Origin of the sequence: Bacillus sp. JJ1503 (assembly GCF_036965125.1) — a bacterium.
Classification (GTDB): Bacteria; Bacillota; Bacilli; order Bacillales; family Cytobacillaceae; genus Cytobacillus.
Genome location: NZ_JBALOZ010000127.1, coordinates 1 through 3477 on the forward strand (window position 1 = coordinate 1; position 3477 = coordinate 3477).

The 3477-nt window shown below is 41.3% G+C and carries 4 protein-coding genes; all 4 read left to right on the forward strand.

Annotated elements, in window-relative coordinates; all coding sequences use genetic code 11:
- The coding region (locus V7149_RS11155) for a SufD family Fe-S cluster assembly protein (RefSeq protein WP_335345707.1) at positions 1 to 155 on the forward strand (155 nt) is incomplete at its 5' end.
- Positions 155 to 1384, forward strand: coding sequence for a cysteine desulfurase (locus V7149_RS11160; protein ID WP_335345703.1), 1230 nt, complete (start codon positions 155 to 157; stop codon positions 1382 to 1384). The genes V7149_RS11155 and V7149_RS11160, both read left to right, overlap by 1 nt.
- Complete coding sequence (gene sufU, locus V7149_RS11165; protein ID WP_335345704.1) at positions 1374 to 1802, forward strand: Fe-S cluster assembly sulfur transfer protein SufU; 429 nt, start codon at positions 1374 to 1376, stop codon at positions 1800 to 1802. The genes V7149_RS11160 and sufU overlap by 11 nt, the downstream gene beginning before the upstream one ends.
- A 96-nt stretch (positions 1803 to 1898) precedes the next feature.
- Positions 1899 to 3296, forward strand: coding sequence for a Fe-S cluster assembly protein SufB (gene sufB, locus V7149_RS11170; RefSeq protein WP_315666127.1), 1398 nt, complete (start codon positions 1899 to 1901; stop codon positions 3294 to 3296).
- Positions 3297 to 3477: the final 181 nt, after the last annotated feature.

Consider the following 3477-nt stretch of genomic DNA (forward strand, 5'->3'; position numbering starts at 1 on the left):
CGCTTCAACTCTATTATTTAATGAGCCGCGGAATTCCAAAGACTGAAGCAGAGCGACTTGTTATTCATGGATTCCTTGCACCTGTTGTAAATGCACTTCCGATTGAAGGAGTCAGCAAGCAGCTTGTGGAAGTTATCGAAAGGAAAGTAAGATAATGAATATCCAGGATATTCGCAAACAATTTCCAATTTTACATCAGGAAGTCAATGGGAACCCGCTTGTTTATCTGGACAGTGCTGCCACATCACAGAAGCCTGTTCAAGTCATTGAAGCGGTAGATAAATATTATCGTGAATATAACTCAAATGTGCACAGAGGCGTTCATACGCTTGGAACGAGAGCGACTGACGGCTATGAAGGTGCAAGAGAAAAGGTACGAAAATTTATCAATGCGAAATCAACGGAAGAAATTATTTTTACTAGAGGAACAACAACAGCCCTTAACTTAGTTGCTTCAAGTTACGCGAGAGCAAACCTTAAAGAGGGCGATGAAATTGTTATCTCATATATGGAGCATCATAGTAATATCATTCCTTGGCAGCAAGTTGCGAAACATACGGGTGCCGTTCTGAAGTATATACCTCTTCAGGAGGATGAAACGATTTCTCTCGAAGATGTGAGAGAACTTGTTACAAGCAATACTAAGATCGTATCGATTATGCATGTTTCCAATGTACTAGGTGTTGTGAACCCAGTTAAAGAAATTGCGAAAATTGCTCATGAAAATGGAGCAGTCATGATTGTGGATGGCGCTCAAAGTGCACCCCATTTAAAAGTGGATGTCCAAGATTTAGACTGTGATTTCTTTGCTTTATCTGGTCATAAAATGTGCGGCCCGACAGGCATTGGCGTCCTTTATGGCAAAAAGCAGTTTCTTGAGAGTATGGAACCGATTGAATTCGGCGGGGAAATGATTGATTTTGTCGGATTATACGAATCTTCTTGGAAGGAGCTTCCTTGGAAGTTTGAAGGTGGTACGCCAATTATTGCCGGAGCAATTGGACTAGGGGCAGCTATTGATTTCCTGCAAGAGATTGGTTTAGAACATATTGAGGCTCATGAGCATGAGCTTGCTGCTTATGCACTGGAAAAAATGTCAAAGGTTGAAGGCATCACTATTTACGGTCCGAAAGAAGTATCGAAGCGTACGGGTGTTGTTACTTTTAACCTTGATGATGTTCACCCTCATGACGTTGCAACTGTATTGGATGCTGAAGGAATTGCTGTCCGTGCTGGCCATCATTGTGCACAGCCGTTAATGAAATGGCTGAAAGCTTCGGCGACAGCGCGAGCAAGCTTCTATCTGTACAATACAGAAGAAGAGATTGATAAGCTTGTTAAAGGGCTTGTCAAAACAAAGGAGTATTTCAGCGATGTCTTCTAATAATTTAGATACTCTATACAGACAAGTAATCATGGACCATTACAAAAATCCCCGTAATAGAGGGGTCCTAGAAGATGATAGCTTAACGATTAATATGAATAACCCGACATGCGGGGACCGTATTCAATTGACGTTAAAGCTTGAAGATGGAAAAGTAGTGGATGCGAAATTTGAAGGGGAAGGCTGCTCGATTTCCATGTCTTCTGCTTCCATGATGACTCAAGCAATAAAAGGCCTAAACATTGATGATGCATTGAAGCTTTCAGAGGTTTTCTCACATATTATGCAGGGAAAAGAGTATGATGTTGATTTAGACCTCGGAGATATCGAGGCTTTGCAGGGCGTTGCCAAATTCCCAGCGCGAATTAAATGTGCAACACTAGCATGGAAAGCAATGGAAAAAGGCCTGAAGGAATAATTGAAATAGCCATTAACCTAATGCTGTCTTGGGCTTAAAATATATTTGCGATAAGGGACCGATCTCTCTTATTGCAACGAATGGAGGAATACGACGATGGCAAAAAAGATGCCTGAAATCGGCGATTACAAATATGGTTTTGCCGACAAAGACGTTTCCATTTTCCGATCAAAACGCGGATTGACAAAAGAAATTGTTGAAGAAATTTCAAAAATGAAGGAAGAGCCTCAATGGATGCTTGACTTCCGTTTGAAATCTTTAGAGCATTTCTATAACATGCCAATGCCACAATGGGGCGGAGATTTAGCGTCACTAAACTTTGATGAAATCACTTACTACGTAAAACCATCTGAAAAAACAGAGCGTTCTTGGGATGAAGTACCTGAAGAAATCAAGCAAACGTTTGATAAACTAGGAATTCCAGAAGCAGAGCAAAAGTATTTAGCAGGGGTTTCAGCTCAATACGAGTCAGAGGTTGTTTACCATAACATGCAGGAAGATCTTGTAGCACAAGGAATCGTATTTAAAGATACGGATTCCGCTTTACGTGAAAATGAAGACATTTTCCGTGAGCATTGGGCGAAGGTTATTCCTCCGACAGACAATAAGTTTGCTGCCCTAAACTCTGCTGTTTGGTCTGGCGGATCTTTCATCTATGTACCAAAAGGAATTAAGGTTGAAACGCCATTACAGGCTTATTTCCGTATCAACTCTGAAAACATGGGTCAATTTGAGCGTACACTAATCATTGTGGATGAAGGCGCACATGTTCACTACGTAGAGGGCTGTACAGCTCCTGTTTATACAACAAACTCTCTTCACAGTGCAGTTGTAGAAATCATCATTAAGAAGGATGCATATTGCCGCTATACAACGATCCAAAACTGGGCTAACAACGTATATAACCTTGTTACTAAGCGGGCTGTTTGTGAAGCGAACGCAACAATGGAATGGATCGACGGCAATATCGGTTCTAAATTAACAATGAAATACCCAGCTGTTATTTTAAAAGGAGAAGGCGCTCGCGGTATGACTCTTTCCATCGCATTAGCAGGTAAAGGTCAGCACCAGGACGCAGGGGCAAAAATGATTCACCTTGCACCTAACACTTCTTCTACGATCGTATCGAAATCGATCTCTAAGCAAGGCGGTAAAGTAACATACCGCGGAATCGTCCAATTCGGTCGTAAAGCGGATGGAGCGCGTGCCAATATCGAGTGTGATACGTTAATCATGGATAATCAATCAACTTCTGATACAATTCCATATAATGAAATCATGAATGATAACATCTCTTTAGAGCACGAAGCGAAGGTTTCCAAAGTTTCTGAAGAGCAATTATTCTACCTTATGAGCCGCGGCATTTCCGAGGAAGAAGCAACAGAAATGATCGTAATGGGCTTCATCGAGCCATTTACGAAAGAGCTTCCAATGGAATACGCTGTTGAAATGAACCGCTTGATTAAGTTCGAGATGGAAGGTTCTATCGGTTAATATAATACGAAAATCCGCTTGCCTTCATTGGCAGGCGGATTTTTTTAACTCCTAGTAAAGAATGCTTATACATTTACCGAAAGGGTCAAAAGTGAGCCCAAATGGTAAAAGGGAAGCTTGTTCATTTACCGCAAAGGAAAAAAGGGAACCCAAATGGTAAAAGCAAAGCTTGTTCATTTAC